This window comes from Mediterraneibacter sp. ICN-202921, from assembly GCF_037890075.1.
Lineage (GTDB): Bacteria > Bacillota > Clostridia > Lachnospirales > Lachnospiraceae > Mediterraneibacter > Mediterraneibacter massiliensis.
The window spans coordinates 125,342-141,934 of record NZ_JBBKBE010000003.1 but is presented as its reverse complement, the minus strand read 5'-3'; the positions used below and the strand labels follow the sequence as shown (position 1 = coordinate 141,934).

Annotated in this window: 18 protein-coding genes and 1 tRNA gene; 5 read left to right on the top strand and 14 right to left on the bottom strand. The window is 43.6% G+C overall.

All coding sequences use genetic code 11. The features are described from left to right. Window positions 1-58: 58 nt before the first annotated feature. Both tsf and rpsB read right to left on the bottom strand, forming a co-directional pair. Window positions 59-994, bottom strand: coding sequence for a translation elongation factor Ts (tsf, locus tag WKT01_RS04065; protein WP_282923993.1), 936 nt, complete (start codon window positions 992-994; stop codon window positions 59-61). Window positions 995-1,081: 87 nt separating this feature from the next. After that, the gene (gene rpsB, locus WKT01_RS04060) at window positions 1,082-1,849 is read right to left on the bottom strand and encodes a 30S ribosomal protein S2 (RefSeq protein WP_059068313.1); all 768 of its coding nucleotides are present in this window, start codon (window positions 1,847-1,849) and stop codon (window positions 1,082-1,084) included. Window positions 1,850-2,158: 309 nt separating this feature from the next. Between rpsB and WKT01_RS04055 the strand changes: the two genes are divergently transcribed. Then, window positions 2,159-2,524, top strand: a complete 366-nt coding sequence (locus tag WKT01_RS04055) for a VOC family protein (protein ID WP_340311491.1) — start codon at window positions 2,159-2,161, stop codon at window positions 2,522-2,524. Window positions 2,525-2,596: 72 nt separating this feature from the next. Here the strand turns inward: WKT01_RS04055 and WKT01_RS04050 are convergent, their stop codons facing one another. The 4 genes from WKT01_RS04050 to argS form a co-directional block, all read right to left on the bottom strand. Beyond that, entirely contained in the window at window positions 2,597-3,673 is a 1,077-nt protein-coding gene (locus WKT01_RS04050) for a coiled-coil domain-containing protein (protein WP_340311490.1), read from the bottom strand. A 306-nt stretch (window positions 3,674-3,979) separates the two neighbouring features. Then, window positions 3,980-4,906 (bottom strand): CPBP family intramembrane glutamic endopeptidase, encoded by a 927-nt coding sequence (locus WKT01_RS04045; protein WP_059068307.1) that lies wholly within the window; start codon window positions 4,904-4,906, stop codon window positions 3,980-3,982. Continuing rightward, on the bottom strand, window positions 4,903-6,072 hold the full coding sequence (locus WKT01_RS04040; RefSeq protein ID WP_340311489.1) for an alanyl-tRNA editing protein: 1,170 nt from the start codon (window positions 6,070-6,072) through the stop codon (window positions 4,903-4,905). The genes WKT01_RS04045 and WKT01_RS04040 overlap by 4 nt, the downstream gene beginning before the upstream one ends. 8 nt (window positions 6,073-6,080) lie before the next feature. Beyond that, on the bottom strand, window positions 6,081-7,847 hold the full coding sequence (argS, locus tag WKT01_RS04035) for an arginine--tRNA ligase (RefSeq protein WP_117975634.1): 1,767 nt from the start codon (window positions 7,845-7,847) through the stop codon (window positions 6,081-6,083). A gap of 180 nt (window positions 7,848-8,027) precedes the next feature. On the opposite strand from argS, the gene WKT01_RS04030 reads away from it, so the two are divergent. From WKT01_RS04030 to WKT01_RS04015, 4 genes are all read left to right on the top strand, one after another. Beyond that, the gene (locus WKT01_RS04030; protein WP_059068303.1) at window positions 8,028-8,936 is read left to right on the top strand and encodes a deoxyribonuclease IV; all 909 of its coding nucleotides are present in this window, start codon (window positions 8,028-8,030) and stop codon (window positions 8,934-8,936) included. 105 nt (window positions 8,937-9,041) lie between these two features. Further along, window positions 9,042-9,413 (top strand): GntR family transcriptional regulator, encoded by a 372-nt coding sequence (locus WKT01_RS04025; protein WP_059068301.1) that lies wholly within the window; start codon window positions 9,042-9,044, stop codon window positions 9,411-9,413. Next, the gene (locus WKT01_RS04020; RefSeq protein ID WP_059068299.1) at window positions 9,410-10,108 is read left to right on the top strand and encodes an ABC transporter ATP-binding protein; all 699 of its coding nucleotides are present in this window, start codon (window positions 9,410-9,412) and stop codon (window positions 10,106-10,108) included. The genes WKT01_RS04025 and WKT01_RS04020 overlap by 4 nt, the downstream gene beginning before the upstream one ends. Next, a complete protein-coding gene (locus WKT01_RS04015; RefSeq protein WP_340311488.1) occupies window positions 10,102-10,896 on the top strand; it encodes a hypothetical protein in 795 nt (264 codons plus the stop codon). The genes WKT01_RS04020 and WKT01_RS04015 overlap by 7 nt, the downstream gene beginning before the upstream one ends. A 107-nt stretch (window positions 10,897-11,003) precedes the next feature. Here the strand turns inward: WKT01_RS04015 and WKT01_RS04010 are convergent, their stop codons facing one another. The 8 genes from WKT01_RS04010 to WKT01_RS03975 all read right to left on the bottom strand — a co-directional run bounded on the left by WKT01_RS04010 (window position 11,004) and on the right by WKT01_RS03975 (window position 16,308). Further along, window positions 11,004-11,336 (bottom strand): branched-chain amino acid transporter permease, encoded by a 333-nt coding sequence (locus WKT01_RS04010; RefSeq protein ID WP_340311487.1) that lies wholly within the window; start codon window positions 11,334-11,336, stop codon window positions 11,004-11,006. Continuing rightward, window positions 11,327-12,031, bottom strand: a complete 705-nt coding sequence (locus WKT01_RS04005; RefSeq protein WP_340311486.1) for an AzlC family ABC transporter permease — start codon at window positions 12,029-12,031, stop codon at window positions 11,327-11,329. The genes WKT01_RS04010 and WKT01_RS04005 overlap by 10 nt, the downstream gene beginning before the upstream one ends. A gap of 62 nt (window positions 12,032-12,093) precedes the next feature. Then, a tRNA-Arg gene (locus tag WKT01_RS04000) sits at window positions 12,094-12,165 on the bottom strand. A 48-nt stretch (window positions 12,166-12,213) separates the two neighbouring features. After that, on the bottom strand, window positions 12,214-13,164 hold the full coding sequence (locus WKT01_RS03995) for a DUF5688 family protein (protein ID WP_340311485.1): 951 nt from the start codon (window positions 13,162-13,164) through the stop codon (window positions 12,214-12,216). Window positions 13,165-13,442: 278 nt separating this feature from the next. Further along, the gene (gene efp, locus WKT01_RS03990) at window positions 13,443-14,000 is read right to left on the bottom strand and encodes an elongation factor P (protein WP_059068290.1); all 558 of its coding nucleotides are present in this window, start codon (window positions 13,998-14,000) and stop codon (window positions 13,443-13,445) included. 119 nt (window positions 14,001-14,119) lie between these two features. Beyond that, window positions 14,120-14,620, bottom strand: coding sequence for a YqeG family HAD IIIA-type phosphatase (locus WKT01_RS03985; RefSeq protein ID WP_059068288.1), 501 nt, complete (start codon window positions 14,618-14,620; stop codon window positions 14,120-14,122). Continuing rightward, window positions 14,620-15,405, bottom strand: a complete 786-nt coding sequence (locus tag WKT01_RS03980) for a shikimate kinase (RefSeq protein ID WP_117975166.1) — start codon at window positions 15,403-15,405, stop codon at window positions 14,620-14,622. Before WKT01_RS03980 ends, WKT01_RS03985 begins: the two co-directional genes overlap by 1 nt. A 219-nt stretch (window positions 15,406-15,624) precedes the next feature. After that, the gene (locus WKT01_RS03975; RefSeq protein WP_340311484.1) at window positions 15,625-16,308 is read right to left on the bottom strand and encodes a peptidoglycan recognition protein family protein; all 684 of its coding nucleotides are present in this window, start codon (window positions 16,306-16,308) and stop codon (window positions 15,625-15,627) included. Between the last annotated feature and the right edge of the window lie 285 nt (window positions 16,309-16,593).

Sequence of the window (16,593 nt, the reverse complement as noted above, 5' to 3'; positions counted from 1 at the left end):
CAGAAACCGCTTAAATACGCTATTTAATTCGCTTTTTATCAGTCTTCCGAATGATAAATTAGTTTCCCATCTGCGCAGCTACTTCTTCTGCAAAATTCTCCTGTTTCTTTTCCAGGCCTTCTCCTGTCTCGAAACGTACAAACTTCTTCACTGTCACATTTGCGTTATTTTCTTTTGCAACTTTTTCTACATATTTTGCAACAGTCAGATCACTGTCCTGTACATATACCTGGTCTAACAGACAGATTTCTTTTAATTCTTTGTTCAGACGTCCTACGATCATCTTTTCAATGATGTTGTCCGGCTTCGGCTTGCTGCTCTCTTCATTTTCCTTCTTTGCAGCTGCGAGAAGAATCTCTTTCTCATGTTCCATATATTCCTGAGACACTTCGTCACGGGATACATATTTCGGATACATAGCCGCTACCTGCATGGCTACATTCTTCAGACAATTTTTGATCTCATCATTTACCACATCTGTATCTGCTTCAACTAAGACACCGATACGTCCGCCGCCGTGGATATAAGATACGACACAGCCGTTGTCAGCAACTACTTTTTCAAATCTTCTGATATTTAAGTTTTCACCGATAACAGCTACCTTCTCTACCAAAGCATCTTTTACGGTCTTAGAAGGATCTGCTGCCCATGCTTCTGACATAAATGCATCCATATCCGCTGCGTCTGAATCTGCTGCCTGGTTTACGACTGCTTCTACAAAATTCTGGAATTCTTCATTCTTTGCCACAAAGTCTGTCTCTGAATTCACTTCTACGATCGCAGCTACCTTGTCATCTTTTACGACTGTCTTAACAATACCTTCTGCCGCGATTCTTCCGGCTTTTTTCTCTGCCTTTGCCTGTCCATTCTTTCTTAAGAATTCCACTGCCGCATCCATATCTCCATTTGTCTCTGTAAGAGCCTTCTTACAGTCCATCATTCCCGCGCCGGTCATTTCTCTTAACTCTTTTACCATTCCTGCTGTAATTGCCATTTTTATTTCCTCCGTTTCATGATTTTCTTACTTCTTTAAAAAATGCTCCAACCTGTTTATCAGGCTGAAGCATTCCCGTTCAAATTATTAAGCTTCCACAGTTTCTTCAGCTTCTTCTGTTTCTACTGCTGCTTCTTCAGCTTCTTCGTAATACATTTCCTCTGCGCCGGCTTCTCCCTGATTTGCCTCGATGACTGCGTCTGCCATCTTTGAGACGATCAGCTTCACTGCTCTGATCGCATCATCATTTCCCGGAATTACATAATCCAATTCTTCCGGATCACAGTTTGTATCACAGATTCCGATCAACGGAATTCCCAGTGTATGTGCTTCCTGTACGCAGATTCTTTCTTTCTTCGGATCCACGATAAAGATAGCGTCCGGCACTCTCTTCATCTCTTTGATACCACCCAGGTTCTTTTCAAGCTTTGCCCATTCTTTCTTAAGAGCAATAACTTCTTTCTTTGGAAGGACATCAAATGTTCCGTCTTCAGACATTCTCTCGATTTCTTTCAGACGCATAACTCTGCTCTGGATCGTCTTAAAGTTTGTCAGCATACCGCCTAACCATCTCTCGTTTACATAGAACATTCCACAGCGTTCAGCTTCTGTCTTGATCGCATCCTGTGCCTGTTTCTTTGTTCCGACAAAAAGGATCGTACCGCCTTCTGCCGCAATATCAGCAACTGCTCTATACGCGTCATCTACCATGCCTACAGATTTCTGCAGATCGATGATATAGATACCATTTCTTTCTGTGTAAATATATGGAGCCATCTTAGGGTTCCATCTTCTTGTCTGATGTCCAAAATGTACACCAGCTTCCAAAAGTTGTTTCATTGAAATAACGCTCATGTTTCTTTCCTCCATTGGTTTTCTACTTCCGCATGTTTTTACAGCTTTGAGACCGGATCAAAACTACAGAAAACATTTTCCTGCCTCTGTGTATAACTGATCTTAGGCACCTTCAAAAAGCATCCACATACGTGTTTTTTTGCAACATTGGTAGTATAGCATAGAAAAATGGGGAATGCAAGGTATTTCCCATCATTTTCCCCGCATTTTCTACTCTTTTTTTCTGCCTCTTTCTCTTTTGATCCCTGTATGTTATTCTGTACATATGGTAAGCGATCGTCTTACCTCAAAAATACAAGGAGGCAGCCTATGAAATTTACATTTGCACACAATAATCTAAACGTCTATGATCTGGAAAAATCTTTGGCCTTTTATGAAGAAGCGCTGGGGCTTACGGTGACACGTATCAAAGAAGCAGAAGATAAAAGTTTTAAACTGGTATATCTCGGAGACGGAAAGACACCTCATCTATTGGAACTCACCTGGCTTAGAGATATGAATCGTCCTTATAATCTGGGCGATAACGAGATCCACCTTGCTTTTTGCACAGAAGATTTTGACGCCGCATATAAAAAACATAAAGAAATGGGATGTATCTGCTTTGAAAATCCAAAAATGGGGATCTATTTCATCTCTGACCCGGACGGATATTGGCTGGAGATCGTTCCCGCCTGAATGTTAAAAACCTCTGCGGTACACTCGTACCTGCAGAGGTTCTTTTCTTTTGTACTCTATATCAATTTTTCTTTAGTAGCGAACATAAACCATTCCGGACTGCACAGGACCGATAATAACGCCAACATCATCTGTAGCCGCATGAATCATCTGTCCTCCGCCAATATAGATACCACAATGCTCTGCATTCACACAAACATCTCCCGGCTGTGGATCGCTCACTTGCGGCCATCCAAGAAATGTAAATGTATTCCCCAGCCTTCCATAAACGCCAGTCAGACAATAACTCACGAAACCGGAACAGTCAAATGCGTCGGGTCCTGTAGCTCCCCATGCATATGCTGCACCGAGTTTGCCGTATGCACGATCTACAACAGCATTTCCCGTATTTGCATCATAGCTTGGAGGATTCCAGTCATTTCCGCCTCCGCCGTTATCAGGAGTCGACGGATCGTCTGTCACCGTATCTCCGCCGCCGGTATTATTGTTATTATTTTTCTCCGCTTCTTCAGCCGCCTGCTTAGCCGCTGCTTCCTCGGCTGCTTTTCTCGCCGCTTCCTGGATCATGGAGTCTATATTTTCCACTTCTGCGCTTTTGGATGAGATCGTTGTATTTAACTCTTCCTGCTGCGCCTGATAGTCGCTCTCCAGACTCTGCAGATTCGCCATCTCGGTTTCCAGTGTGCTCTGCAGATTCTCTACTTCCTGTACAGTCGCCTCATATTCTTCCAGCTGATCGCGATCATAGGAATGTACCTTCTCCGCATATTCCGCCTGCGTCAGCAATTCAGAAATGCTTCCTGATGTGAGCACTCTTTCCGCCGCCTGTCCGTCGCCGGATTCATACATATATTTGATCCTGAGTTTCATAGCATTATACTGCTCTTCTTCCTTCTCCTGAGCAGCTTCCAAATCCTGCTCCGCCTGCGCGATTTCCTCGCCCTTTGCGATCAGGTCTAACTCCAACTCATTTGCCTTCTGTATCAAAGTATTCAATTGTGTTTGCAAGCTACTTAATTCACTCTCCGCTGCCGCTTTCTGACTCTCCAGACTCTCTTTGCTCCCAGGTTCTGCAAATACAGGTGTTACGACCAGGGAACAAGTCAGGAATGCGGCAAGCGCTGCACTATGTACCTTCTTTAATTTCATTTTCACACCAATCCTTATATATTTTATCTATGTCCCCACATATATGTTTCATCATACAATATTCAACCGCATTTTTCAACACAGTTTATGAAAAAAACATAATTTACCCCTTATTCCTGCTTTTTAATTACTATCTAAAGCATAAAACTCTGCAAATTTTGTGGAAACTATGAAACATTCTCCATTACATATTATGCATTATACTAAACCCCGCTCACAATCGCAATACCTTTTTAACATTTTTGTAATATTTTACAAAATACATTCCAACTGTCTACTAACAGAATTCTTATAGACATTTTCCCGCTACCGGAACATGTCCGGTGTGATCTTATCTTGTGCAGGGGGTTCCTGCTGTTCCGGTTTTTCTTCCATCTTCTGGATCCGCACAAATACGACTGAAGCAACAAACGCGCTGAAGATTACGGCAAATGCCATTTTCATGGGCTCTGTCGCCAGCCAGTTAAAGACACCTAGTTTTGTCAATACAAGAGAGGCTATGTTCATCATACTATGAAGACAGATCGGCGCCCATATGGAACCATATTTTTCACAGACATATGCCAGAAACATTCCTGTCACAAACCCATAGATCATCTGTATCGTATTACTGTGGATCAATCCAAACAACAAGGCAGAATAAACGGCAGCTCTGAAAAAACGATTATTTTCTCTATAGCGTTTAAACAGGATCCCTCTAAACATCATTTCTTCCGCCAACGGTGCTAAAATCCCCAAGCATACGATCTGCGCCGGAAAGCCCGCCGCATAGGCGATTGCTTGTGATTCTTGATACGACTCACTGTAGAAAGCGATTTCAGCCATTGCAGACAGACAAGTAAACCCTATACTAAAAGCAGCCCCAAGGACGATCAGCTGCGGATATGCATTCCACTTAGCCTTCTTATTTACCGGGATCTGATACGTCTGCTCCAGTTTTCGGTCTTTGCGGAACAAAAAAATCGTCATCGGAAGTGTACACAATGCACACAGCGCCGCTATTTCTACCTGATGTTCTGCCATTACCGTCAGCACTTGGTTTAAGACTGCTGCTGTTTCCTCCGCAGGGACAGCCTGGCCGCCTGCTCTCATCTCCTCTGCAAGCAATTTTGCCATATACGGGATCATAACGATCATTTCCACGATCGTCTGCACCGCCATCTCGATCCCCATAAAGATTAAAAACGGTCCGCACACACTCCAAAAAGGACTTTTCCTATAAATACGGTTCATGGCTTTATATTCCTCGCTTTCTCAAGAATCCATGCCTGCAGTTCTTCCGCTTTTCCCAGGACAGTCCCCTGTACCATTTCCGGCTTTCCGCCGCCTTTTCCGGAAAAGTATCCGTTCATCTCTTTTGCCAGAGGCCGGACATCTATACTTCTGCTTCCCATGACATACCGATACCCATCTGTATCATTGCCTCCAAATACCACGCAGCAGATCCGTTCCTGTTCCAAAAGCAGATTCATCAGCATTCTGAGTGCATCCCCTCCCAAGTGTTCTTCAAACACGCATACCGCATCTTCCTCCTGCGGGATTTCCTTTGCCCGGTAAGCAAGCCACTTTCTCTCCAGATCTGCGCTCCGCATTTTTTCCCCTGCGTATTCTTCTTTCAAATGCCGGACTGCCTCGACGATCGTACTTTCTTTCGCGCAAAGTTCCGCTGAAATTTCTTTTGCGTAGTCTTCTTTTTTATCGTAATCTTCCAACGCACGAAAACCACACAACATTCTTATCCGAACGCCGCCTTTATAGCGCTGCACGTTTGTCAGTTTGATCACACCAATTTCTCCCGTCTTTTTCACATGCGGCGCACAGCAGGCGCATACGTCATATCCCGGGATCGTCACGATCCTGACTTGTCCTGCGATCTCAATCTTGCTCCTGTATGCCAATACTTCCAATTCCTCTTTGGACGGATAGCTGACCACTACCTCCAGATTCTGTACCACAGCATGATTCGCTTCCCATTCGATCTCACGCAGTTCTTCTCGGGTGATCTCCCCATCGAAATCCATTGTACAGTCTTCACTGCCCAAATGAAATCCCACATTATTATAACCAAACTTCCCATGTATCAGTCCGGAGACGATATGCTCCCCTGTATGCTGCTGCATTTTGGTAAAACGCTCTTTCCAGCGTATCTCTCCCTTCACACTGCTGCCCAGTACAAGAGGACTTTTAAGCAGATGAAAGATCTTTCCATCTTTCTCTTTTACATCCAGCACTTCCATCCCGTCCAGGGTGCCTGTATCCGCATACTGCCCTCCGCCTTCCGGGAAAAATGCTGTCCTGTCTAAAACGACCCAGTACTTTTCTTTGTCCTTTATGCACGCCTCTACCCTGGCTGTGAAGTTCTTCATATGGCTGTCTATATAAAATAACTTTTCTGTCATTTTCTATATTACATCCTTTCCGGCGCTGTAAAACCAAGCAGATCAATACTCGTCTCCAATATCTTCCTCGTCAGCACAAGAAGCGCGATATAACTCTCCTTCTTCTGTTCATCTTCTTCTGACAGGATCTTCGTTTCATGATAAAACTTATTAAACGCATTCGCCAGATCATAGATATATGCACAAATCTTATGGGGAGCGGTCTCCTCATAAACCGTATCGATCACATCGTTAAACTTAGCCGCTTCCAACATCAATGCCTTCTCACAGGCATTCTGCGCTGTACCAATCCGCAGTCCTTCCAGCACATTTTTGTCCTCTGCGTATTTTGTCAAGATAGATTTGATGCGCACGATCGTGTATAAAATATAAGGACCTGTATTGCCTTCAAAAGAGGTAAATCTGTCTACATCAAAGATATAATCCTTTCCCGCCTGGTTGGACAGATCACCATATTTGATCGCCGCCAGCCCGACGATCTGCGCCGTGCGCTTTGCCTCCTCTTCGGATACTGTACGATTATCCATGATTTTTTTATACATTTCTTCATTGATCTCTCGTATCAGGTTCTCCAAGCGCATTACGCCGCCTTCTCTCGTTTTGAACGGCTTTCCGTCTTTGCCGTTCATCGTCCCAAATCCTAAAAATTTAAGTGCTGTCTCTTCTTTTACGATCCCTGTCTTTTTTGCACAGCGGAACACCTGGATAAAATGCATCTCCTGCCGTTTATCTACCACATAGATGACCTCGTCCGGCTGATAGAGCTTCTCCCTTTCTACCAAAGTGGCAAGATCGGTCGTATCATATAGAGCTGCCCCGTCTGATTTTAAGATCATACAAGGGGGGACTTCCTTCTTATCCGACTCCTCCTGCACATCTACCACAAGAGCGCCTTCATCATAGTGCGCATAACCGCCTTCTTTGAGCATCTCGACCATAGGCGGGATATATTTCTGCGCATCTGCCTCTCCTTTCCAAAGGTCAAATTCTACATGCAGGTTTTGATAATTCTTCTTCAGATCTGTCACAGACACATGCATGATATGTTCCCATACCGCCCGATATCCTCTGTGCCCATTCTGCAGCAGATAGGTTGCCTTAAGTGCCTCCTCCCGATAGTCCTCATGCTCTTTTGCATAGGCACTGGCGGTCGGATAGATTTCTTCTAACTCCGTGATCGTAAACGGTGCTTCCTTTGGATAGTCCCCCTCGAAAGACTCGTCAAAATACGGAAGATCCGGTTTACGTTTTTTCAGTTCTGTTATGATCAGTCCCATCTGGTAGCCCCAATCGCCCAGATGAATGTCCCCGATCACGGTGTTGCCTTTATATCGGATGATCCTTTTAATACTCTCTCCTATGATCGCTGAACGCAGATGTCCCACATGAAGCGGTTTTGCGACATTCGGTCCGCCGTAATCTATCATGACCGTTCTTTGGTTCTCACATTTTGAGACGCCCAGCATTTCATCCTCTGCCATTTCATTTAAAAATCCAGTGACAAATTCTTTCTTTACTTTCAGATTGATAAATCCTGGATTGACTGCTTCTGCTGTCTCAAAACAGGCGCTGTCATGTAACGCTTCCACTACGTCTTTTGCTATCATAGCAGGGGCTTTTTTATATGTCTTAGCAGCTGCCATCGCTCCGTTGCACTGGTATTCGCACAGATCCGGACGATTTGACAGCGTCACTTTCGCAAACTTTTCATCATATCCCGCTGTTTGAAACGCTTCCCGCACTTCTATCGTAATCTTTTCCAACAGTGTCTTCAATTTTCTTCCACTCTCCGTTCTTTCCAACTTCCCGCAGCCGCGTCTTTTACCGCTGCTTTTATACCATGTTATTCTAACATGTCTCCTTTGTAACGGCAAGCCAATCATTTTCAATATTGCCATTTTCATTCTGTCATTTTATAATGACTGTATTATTATAGAAAGAAAGGAATACAATACATGAAAATAGGTTCACATGTAGGAATGAGTGGAAAGGATATGCTGCTTGGTTCTGCCAGAGAGGCTGTCTCCTATGGTGCCAATACGTTTATGTTCTATACCGGCGCTCCTCAAAATACAAGAAGAAAAGAAATCCAAGAACTAAATATAGACCCTGCCTGGGCATATATGCAAGAGCATGGAATAGACGAGATCCTCGTACACGCGCCTTATATCATCAATCTGGGCAACGCAGTAAAACCAGAGACTTTTTCGCTTGCCGTAGAATTTCTGGACAAAGAGATCCAGCGTACCATCGCCTGTAAAAGCCATCTGCTCATCCTGCACCCCGGTTCCCATGTCGGAGAAGGCGCAGAGGTCGGAACCGCCCAGATCATCAAAGGACTCAACGAGGTGCTCACCAGGGAAACCGACTGCTGTATCGCTCTGGAAACAATGGCGGGCAAGGGCTCTGAGATAGGACGTACCTTTGAAGAACTAGCCGCTATCTATGAAGGTGTAACATATAACGAAAAGCTCCGTGTCTGCTTTGATACCTGCCACACAAGCGACAGCGGCTACGATATCATCCGGCATTTTGATGATGTAATCTCTGATTTTGACCATATACTGGGAAAAGAACAGATTGCTGTCTTTCATATAAATGACAGTAAAAATGTGCCCGGTGCCCGCAAAGACCGCCATGAAAATATCGGATTTGGGCAGATTGGATTTGATGCCCTGCATTATATCGTACACCATAAAGATTTTACAGACATTCCAAAGATCCTGGAAACGCCGTATATCCCTTCAGAGATCCATGCAAAAAAAGCTTACGCTCCGTATAAATATGAAATAGAAATGCTAAAAAACGGGATTTTTGATCCGCAGCTCAAACAGCATATTATAAACGCTCATGAAAAGGAATGAACAAACGGCATAATTTGTGTAAATATCTGTTGACAGCCCCCCCCCTTTCATTGTATGATTGTACTATATGTATAGTACAGATAGTAAGAAAACGAGGTGACGCAGATGCCATGGGATTTAGATGATGACCGTCCTATTTATCTACAATTGATGGAACGCATCCAACAAGATATCATTTCCGGGATTTATAAACCCGGCGACAAAATTCCTTCTGTCCGCGATCTGGCTTTAGACGCCGCTGTGAATCCCAACACTATGCAGAAAGCCCTTTCAGAACTAGAACGCAGCGGTCTTGTATATTCCCAGAGAACAAGCGGGCGGTTTATCACAGAAGATGAAGTTATGCTCAAAAAAATGAAAATGCAGCTTGCAGCAGAACATATCCGACAATTTTTCGAGAAAATGCACCAACTGGGTTTTGGGGACGAAGAAACGCTTCATATGATACAGGATGCATTAAAGGGGGAGAAACAATGAAACCAATTTTAGAGTGCCAGGGTCTGACAAAAAAATACGGCAATTTTTTCGCGCTCTCTAATCTGGATCTAACATTGGAGAGAGGGCAGATCGTAGGGCTGCTCGGGCCCAACGGAAGCGGCAAAACAACACTGATCAAGTTAGCAAACGGACTTTTAACTCCTACGAACGGAACCATCATGATCAACGGCATGTCTCCGGGCGTAGAGACAAAAAAGATCGTCTCCTATCTTCCGGAAAGAAATTATTTAAACACACACATGCGAGTAGACGACATTCTCGCATATTATGTCGATTTTTACGACAATTTTAACCCCGCGCGCGCAGCCTCTATGCTGAAAGATCTGGGGATCGACACACACACCCGACTACGTTCTCTTTCTAAAGGCACAAAGGAAAAAGTACAGCTCGTCCTCGTCATGAGCCGTGACGCCGATCTATATATCCTGGATGAGCCCATCGGAGGTGTAGATCCTGCCGCAAGAGATTATATCCTCCAGACGATTTTGACTAATTATAACGAAAACGCCACCATACTGATCTCTACTCATCTCATTTCGGACATTGAGAACGTATTAGACAGAGTTGTATTTTTACAGTGTGGTCAGCTTGCTTTAAATGCCACTGTCGATGAAATACGCTCACAGAGAGGAAAATCGGTCGACGCATTATTCCGGGAGGTATTCAGATGCTAGGGAAACTTGTAAAATACGATTTAAAATATGGTTACAAAATCATCCTTATTGTACACGCCATTTTGTTGTTCGCGTGTATCCTGGGACGCTTTATACTGAACGGGGTGGATTTTAACGCCCCCACTGAAGCCCTGGGCGCTTCACTGGCAATCTTTATCACATTCTTTACGCTTTTGCTCGTGGGGGCATCTTTCGCCACCTGCGCAGTTATTACTGTCCGATTTTATAAAAATCTGTTTACAGATGAAGGTTATCTCACCTGGACTTTGCCTGCTACACCGCTTGTGCAGCTGTGGAGCAAGATCATCTCCGGTACCATCTGGTGCATCGCAGATATTCTTTTATGTTTTTTGGGGCTGATTATTCTTGTGACGGGTAATAATGTAACTTCCTTATATGTACAGATCGCGCCGGAGATGACAGAGGCACTTGGCATGCCGCTTTCCTCCTTTGCGTTATATCTATGTCTGTTTACACTATTCAGCACGGTCGCCTCTGTCATTATGATCTATGTATCTGTTGCGATCGGACAGCTTTTCCCCGGGCACAGGATCCTCTGTTCTATTATTGCCTATTTTGTGCTCACCTTTGTTATACAGATGTTTTCTTTTATCTTCATGATACTCTTTGGGCTTTTCCCAAATGCCAACAATGTACTGATCGGAGACACCGCCGCCCATTACCTGTTTTCCAGTATTGGACTTGGCGTATTTTTAGTAACGATCACTGCCATACCGGAGTATATTGCCACCTACTACATTATGAAAAAGAAAATTAATCTTATATGATTTTCCGCTAGAAACGCACGCTGCCAGGTGCATAAACAAAAGTGGAGAAGATACTTCCTATTCGGGTATATCTTCTCCGCTTTTCTTTTATCACCTTTTACTTATGCTTAAAAGACCACTTGTATCAAAAACATATACAGCACTGTTCCCACGCCTATACTCAACAAATTATTTCTCTTCCAAATATGCAGCACTGCCACAGCCAATACTGCCGCCGCTTCCGGCATGCCATGCGGCGAAGCTGCTATGGCCGTGTCTTTCAGACAATACACGACCAGCATACCGATCACCGCAGGCGTCAGCACCTTACCCAGATACTCTACGACCGCAGGGATCTTCTTTCCTTTCGGAAATACAAGAAAGGGCACTACCCTCGTACAAAATGTCGTCACAGACACTACCAGAATGATCAAAATAGAAGTTCCCGCATTTACTGGCATATCCCCGCCTCCTTTGAAAGCTGCTTTCTGGACACAAAAAGTATCAATATGCACAGCAGCATGGTCGGAAATACAAAGTTTGCGCTTCCAAAGATCTGAAGACATACAAACGCTGCCGTCACTCCAATCGCAGCTGGAATCCTGTTTTTCTTCTCCATCCACTGCTCTATAAAAATCACCACGAATAAGGCTGTCATAGCAAACTCAATTCCTTCTGCATTAAAGGGAAGCACGTTTTTTAATACACCGCCGATCGCCGAACCGATCACCCAGTAGCTCTGATCCAAAAGAGCGATGGCAAACAAAAACTTATCTTCTTCTACTTCCTTTGGTATCTTAACCGTACACAAAAGAGAGTATGTCTCATCTGTCAAAGAAAAAATCATATACCACCTCTTCTTTCCCATGTGGTGGAATGTATCTAACAAAGAGAGTCCATAAAATATGTGTCGTATATTTACCATCAATGTCATAAACGCAACATGTAGAAAAGAAACGCCCGGCACAAAAAAATTCACCGCCAGATATTGTCCTGAACCGGCATATACCAACACGCTCATCAGCACCGCCCACAAGGCAGAATACCCTTTTTCTGCGTACATCACGCCAAAAGCAATGCCAATAAACAAATATCCCGTCAATACAGGAATCGTGTAAGGAAATGCTTTTTGAAATGCTTGTTTATACCCTCTCATCCTTCTGCCCCTTTCCAACATGTGCTTTCTTTTTTTCTTTCCGCTTACAGACATAAAAAATACACGTCTGGGCGGGATCGAACCGCCGCACATGCCTCCGGAGGGCATTGCTCTATCCACTGAGCTACAGACGTATAAAAAGCAGCACCCTGTATGTTTTTATCCCAACAGAGTAACCTTAATTATCCTAGCATAATTCCAGCAGATTGTAAAGAGCAACCTTTCAGCTTTTTCTTTGAACATTCATAAAAATACGCGTGATCGCTTAAAATTTCTTCCGCAAGGACCTGCGTTCCATTGATCTCTTTTACCATTTTGCTCATTTCTTCCGAATGTGTCCCTTTAGATGCCGGCACGATCACCACTTCATGTATGCTGCTTGGCAGGATATAATAATCTTCCTCCAATATCCCTCCTATCCTCTCCAGCATCTTCGGATACAGGATGCACGCAGCCCCCAGATTGCGAACGCGGTTCGAAAGTACATACATGCAGTCTCTCTCCAGACTGTCATGCTGCAGCAGATCCTGTCCTTTCTGGTTTCCTGTGCACTCCTCTTTTTCCATGTCTCCCTGCAATATACTACGCATAGTAAAAAACTGTGCGGGAAGTAATGTCAGCACGTTTTTCCGCGCGTCTTCCCATATCCTGCCCACACTTACGTTCCATCTGTTCAGGTGGTCGTTATACAGCAGCATTGTCGCGCTGCCATACTCTGTTATCTCCAAAAGCACGTAAAAAACGATTGAAAGATCTAACATGGAAATATGCGGCGCCAGCTTTAAGAGTTCTTTATTTTTTTCTGTATTGATCAGTTTAAACGCAATCTTTTTCTTTACGCTGTCATATGTTCTTATCTCTTCAGGATCCCAGGAATGTTCACATCGTACTTTTTCATAAAAATATACGATCTCCACCGCGATTTTTTCCAAGGATTCCCCCTCTTCAAACTCTTCATAGAACTCTTCCAGATAGATCGTAGGAGAAATATTGATCCCCGGTGTCTCTATCAGAAGACCACTCTTTTCTTTTCCATTATTTTTTACTGCCTTATAAATGACGGCTTTCATCCCTCCTTCTAATTTTCTGTTTACTTCTTCTTTCACTGCACGCACAAATTCCTGATATTCCATACTGCTCCTTTCCTTTTGCGCGTTCATCTTTTTACTTTGAGAAAACCGGCACGATCTGTGCCAACAGATACTTATGATTTGCATCTTATTTGAATTGAATCTAACGGGTAATTTTAATTATAAAAGACATGCTTACAAAAAACAATCCTACTTTGTGCAACATTTTGTTGTATTCCGATTTTTCTATTCTATCATAGTGAAAAATTTCTCCTATCGAAAAACAACGCCCTGCTTGTTTTCACTGGCAGGACGCTGTCGATATATCTTTTTATATTCTATTATACTCTTGAGAGATATTCGCCTGTACGTGTATCGATCTTCAGGACATCTCCTGTTTCACAAAACAGCGGAACCATAACAGTTGCCCCGGTTTCTACTACAGCCGGCTTTGTAGCCCCCTGCGCCGTATCACCCTTGAATCCAGGTTCTGTCTCTGTGATCGCCAGTTCTACAAACAATGGCGGCTCTACAGAAAATACATTGCCATTATGTGAACAGATCTTTACTGTCTCGTTTTCCTTTACAAATTTCAATGCGTCTCCTACAACTTCTGTGTTCAGCGCGATCTGATCATATGTCTCTACATCCATGAAGTTATACAGATCTCCGTCGTTGTACAGATACTGCATATCTTTCCTATCAATGTGCGCCTTCGGAAACTTTTCTGTCGGGCGGAAAGTTTTCTCCACTGCTCCTCCGCTGATGATATTTTTTAATTTTGTTCTAACGAACGCCGCTCCTTTTCCAGGCTTTACATGCTGGAACTCTAAGATCTGATAAATATTTCCGTCTATCTCAACGGTCACACCATTTTTAAAATCTCCTGCTGAAATCATTCGTAATCCTCCTTCAACCACGCATTCCTATGCGTTCTCCTACTATCGACTGTTTATAATTCTATAATAGTTTGCTTCTTTTTTCAAGCTTTTTTTGTTTTCTGCACTTTCTGCGATTCTCATCTGCGCATTTTCTTCTCGTAAAAATGTAAAACCACTTTTTCCAGGTATCTTTTCAAAACGATCTGTATCTCTTCTTTCGGATGGAGCGGTTTCACCAAGATATTGCGTATTCCCGCACGCTTAGCTCCCCATACATCTGTAAATAACTGATCTCCGATAAAGACCGTATTTGTCCTGTCTGTTCCCATGATCTCCATAGCCTTGACATAATTTTTCGTGGACGGCTTATGGGCATTATATATATAATCCGTTCCAATGTTCTGATTGAACATCTTTACACGAGGCTCTTGATTATTGGATATAAGGCAAGTCGAAAACCCGATGCCTTTCAGCCGCGCGAACAAATCTTCCGCACGCTCGTCCGCCGGCGCGCCGTGCGGTACCAGTGTATTGTCTATATCAAATATGACTCCTCTTATACCTTCTTCATACAACTTTTCAAATGGGACGGCATATGTCGATTCCATATACACATCCGGAAAAAAACGTTCAAACATTACTTCTCATCTAACTCCATCAATTTTGTAATGATTTCTTCACATATCTGCAATACTGTCTTATGATCCGTCTGGATGACTACGTCTGCAGCCGCCTCATATTTTTCCCGCCGCATCTCCATCATCTCCGCGATCGCTTCTACGTTATTGCGGCCGGCAAGCACAGGACGGTCGTCGCAGCCCTTTACTCGTTCATACACAGTCTGCGGACTGGCAGTCAAAAGAACCACCCTGCCATTTTTCTTCATCTCTTTGACATTTTCCTCACGCAGGGCGGCCCCGCCCCCACAGGAAATGACACAATTTGTTCCTGTCTGCAGCTCTTTTAAGAGTTTTGTCTCCAATCCTCGAAAATATTCTTCACCATATGTGGCAAAAATATCCGAAATACTCATTTCTTCTTGTTCTTCTATCACCTGATCCATTTCTATCAGGCGCATGGCAAACACCGTACTCAGATAATCTGATACCGTGGATTTTCCTGCTCCCATAAAACCGATCAAAACGATATTATAATGAAACAGTTTTCTCGCCTGGATCCTTTTGCTGCTGCGCATGATCCTTTTAAAAACATCCTGTATCTCTTCCTGGTATTTATTCCCCGCAAGCTTTTCTCTTCGCCGTTTTTCCTGCTTTTCTTCCTGTGCAGGCTGTAAAACGGTCATTCCATATTTTTCCTTATATGCCATGATCTTCTCTATCACAGCATTTCTCTCGACCAGAGCATCTATGATCTTATCGTCGCAGATCGCCAGCTGCTCCCGGTACATCTCTAAATCATTCATCTCTTTCTTCCTTTTCCGGCAAAGCAGATCTTATCTTACGACCAGCCGCCTGTATTTGCTGTCCGCCTGCTGCGCTAACTCCTACTGCCGCCAGGGCACGAACTAGCAATCTAACATATTATAACAACTTTTGTATGTGATAGCAAGAAATATTCCTCTAACATCCGTCACCAACATCCGCTCCCAGATATATAGAGCACAGCTGCCTTTTGCGTCTACCTATTTCGCACCTTCTTCCGACCTTTCCATAGCGGCCTTTACATCTCCTTTGAATAGTTCCCACGCCTTCTCATTTTCCACAAAGTACTTTGGACAGTTCTTGCCTGTCACATCATAATGCCGGATCACTTCGTTTTCAGTAAGCCCGAATTTCTCACACAGCCATGCGGTAAGCTGTACCGTCGAACGATACGTTTCCTTTGTAAATTCCCCGCTCTTATCTGGATGACAACATTCTATGGATACTGTATCCCTATTTCTCTCATTGGATGCATACGCAACTTCCCAGGTGGGGACACATTGGATGATCTCCCCTTCCAACCCGATCACAAAATTGCTGCTCACAGATGTTTCACCGCTGTCTTTTAATCCATTAAAATAATCTCTGTTTTCCTGGGCAGTGGAGCCCGGATTGGCAGTATAATGAATCACAATGCCGGTAATGCCGTCTGACTCTATTCCCGGTCTGGAATACTCATTGACATCTAAAAGCTGTACGTCGATCTCCGGCTTCGACGCATCTACGCGGATACCTGTATTGTCTTTATTCTGCTTGCCTATACAAGCATACAGGATAGAAAGCAGGGTAAGGATAAGCAGTACACACAATCCAATCTTCGTATACAACTGCTTCTTCCTTTTACTGTATCTGTATGTATTTCTGCTGTATTTCTTTCTTTTCATTTGTATGCCCCTTAGTCGCTTAATCTGCCTCTATATTAGCACATTTTGTACACACGATTTTATAAGAATTTCTTAAATTCATTTTCCTTTTCAGAGACCTGCGATATATTCTCTCTTTATTTTCTTCCGTTGTCTTTCCACGCAGTATACTCCTTCACAGCAAAATCTCCGCACTTTCCATAACTTCCTTCCATCGAAACTAATTTCAAAAAATAAACTCCGCCAAGCAAGAAGAGACCTTGCAGGCTCTGTGCCGCCTGCAGGATCTCTCCTTTCCATGTTTTC

What these genes read in the sequence shown, in the direction of transcription:
- tsf (WP_282923993.1), bottom strand. Translation starts at nt 994, where the DNA reads ATGGCAATTACAGCAGGAATGGTAAAAGAGTTAAGAGAAATGACCGGC.
- rpsB (WP_059068313.1), bottom strand. Translation starts at nt 1,849, where the DNA reads ATGAGCGTTATTTCAATGAAACAACTTTTGGAAGCTGGTGTACATTTT.
- WKT01_RS04055 (WP_340311491.1), top strand. Translation starts at nt 2,159, where the DNA reads ATGAAATTTACATTTGCACACAATAATCTAAACGTCTATGATCTGGAA.
- WKT01_RS04050 (WP_340311490.1), bottom strand. Translation starts at nt 3,673, where the DNA reads ATGAAATTAAAGAAGGTACATAGTGCAGCGCTTGCCGCATTCCTGACT.
- WKT01_RS04045 (WP_059068307.1), bottom strand. Translation starts at nt 4,906, where the DNA reads ATGAACCGTATTTATAGGAAAAGTCCTTTTTGGAGTGTGTGCGGACCG.
- WKT01_RS04040 (WP_340311489.1), bottom strand. Translation starts at nt 6,072, where the DNA reads ATGACAGAAAAGTTATTTTATATAGACAGCCATATGAAGAACTTCACA.
- WKT01_RS04030 (WP_059068303.1), top strand. Translation starts at nt 8,028, where the DNA reads ATGAAAATAGGTTCACATGTAGGAATGAGTGGAAAGGATATGCTGCTT.
- WKT01_RS04025 (WP_059068301.1), top strand. Translation starts at nt 9,042, where the DNA reads ATGCCATGGGATTTAGATGATGACCGTCCTATTTATCTACAATTGATG.
- WKT01_RS04020 (WP_059068299.1), top strand. Translation starts at nt 9,410, where the DNA reads ATGAAACCAATTTTAGAGTGCCAGGGTCTGACAAAAAAATACGGCAAT.
- WKT01_RS04015 (WP_340311488.1), top strand. Translation starts at nt 10,102, where the DNA reads ATGCTAGGGAAACTTGTAAAATACGATTTAAAATATGGTTACAAAATC.
- WKT01_RS04010 (WP_340311487.1), bottom strand. Translation starts at nt 11,336, where the DNA reads ATGCCAGTAAATGCGGGAACTTCTATTTTGATCATTCTGGTAGTGTCT.
- WKT01_RS04005 (WP_340311486.1), bottom strand. Translation starts at nt 12,031, where the DNA reads ATGAGAGGGTATAAACAAGCATTTCAAAAAGCATTTCCTTACACGATT.
- WKT01_RS03995 (WP_340311485.1), bottom strand. Translation starts at nt 13,164, where the DNA reads ATGGAATATCAGGAATTTGTGCGTGCAGTGAAAGAAGAAGTAAACAGA.
- efp (WP_059068290.1), bottom strand. Translation starts at nt 14,000, where the DNA reads ATGATTTCAGCAGGAGATTTTAAAAATGGTGTGACCGTTGAGATAGAC.
- WKT01_RS03985 (WP_059068288.1), bottom strand. Translation starts at nt 14,620, where the DNA reads ATGTTTGAACGTTTTTTTCCGGATGTGTATATGGAATCGACATATGCC.
- WKT01_RS03980 (WP_117975166.1), bottom strand. Translation starts at nt 15,405, where the DNA reads ATGAATGATTTAGAGATGTACCGGGAGCAGCTGGCGATCTGCGACGAT.
- WKT01_RS03975 (WP_340311484.1), bottom strand. Translation starts at nt 16,308, where the DNA reads ATGAAAAGAAAGAAATACAGCAGAAATACATACAGATACAGTAAAAGG.